Genomic DNA, 1,374 nt, shown 5'->3' on the forward strand with positions numbered 1-1,374 from the left:
TTATTTGATCCAGACCCCAATGACCCCACAGGATTCTTGAATGCTGTAGAACTCACCACCACTGAATTTCCCGATGACCCCAATAACACCATTCCGGAAGGGATTCAACCTAACACTACCAATGCCAATCCCTTTTTCCTTAGCAATGAGGACAATGAAAACCGAGGTAGATACAGCTTTCTGTTTGATCGAGACCGAGGTCAGTTAGACCTAGGTCGAAGCTACATTTTGGTGGTTAATCCACCGGCTAATAGCAATTTCCTGCAACGACGGATTCGACTGACGATCACTAATGTTGATGAAGCGCAAAGTATAGTCTCCTATACTGCTACGTCTTTAGATGGTTTACCGATTAGTACCGATGCCAATCCTACAGAAATACAGGGTGAATTCCTGATTCGGAATGCGGAACGGGAAGGTCTGGTTTTGGGATTGTTGAATGTAGATACGGGTATTTGTGACCTTGAATCGATTCGGATTACCAAGAGCGCAGACAGAGCTACGGCTGAACCAGGAGATACTATCATCTATCGCCTCTCTTTGCGCAATCTAGCCAGTAGTGCTGTGCAAGACATTGTAGTCACTGACGACTTACCCCTAGGATTTAAATTCCTTGAAGATTCTGTCCGGGGCGAGTTACAGCAAGAATCAGTGGATATTGAAACCACACGAGATGGCGCAACAATTACTTTCACGACAACAGAGCCAATTCCAGAAGGTGGAGTATTGAACATTGCTTATGGGGTGCAAGTTACCCCAGATGGCATCCGGGGTGACGGGGAGAACTCAGCAATTGTTGCTGCGGAACGGGATGACAACGGTTGGGATATCAAAGATGGGCCAGTGGTTCATCGAGTACGAGTTGATCCCGGCATTATTTCCGACTGCGGCACCTTACTAGGTCGAGTATTTGTAGACAAAAACTTTGATGGTCATCAGCAACCAGGAGAACCGGGAGTTCCTAATGCGGTGATCTTTATGGAAAACGGTAACCGAATTACTACTGATGCGAATGGTCTGTTCTCGGTTAAGAACGTTCTACCGGGATACCACACTGGAGCTTTAGACCTGACTAGCCTTCCAGGTTACACCCTAGCTCCCAATACCCATTTCAGTGAAGGCAACAGCCAATCGAGACTCGTGCGTTTAGAACCTGGTGGTATGGCACGCATGAACTTTGCAGTCACTCCGACCTTCAACGAAGAGGATCAGCAATGAAATTAATTGAAAATTCTAACATATCTTGTCAACTACAGCTAATGGGAGCGATCGCTGGTAGCGTTACCATGGTGCTGTATCCTGCTATCGCTGAAGCTGAATCAAGCCAAGCAGCAGAGGAAAATTTACCAGTCATTGACCTGAAGCCAAGTCAAC

At 46.5% G+C, this 1,374-nt stretch carries 1 protein-coding gene; it reads left to right on the forward strand.

What is annotated here, in order from left to right; translation table 11 throughout:
- Window positions 1-1,218: hypothetical protein (locus F6K51_RS37325; protein ID WP_293031234.1), on the forward strand; the 1,218-nt coding region annotated here is incomplete at its 5' end.
- Window positions 1,219-1,374 lie beyond the last annotated feature (156 nt).

This window comes from Moorena sp. SIO3I8 (genome assembly GCF_010692325.1).
Classification (GTDB): domain Bacteria; phylum Cyanobacteriota; class Cyanobacteriia; order Cyanobacteriales; family Coleofasciculaceae; genus Moorena.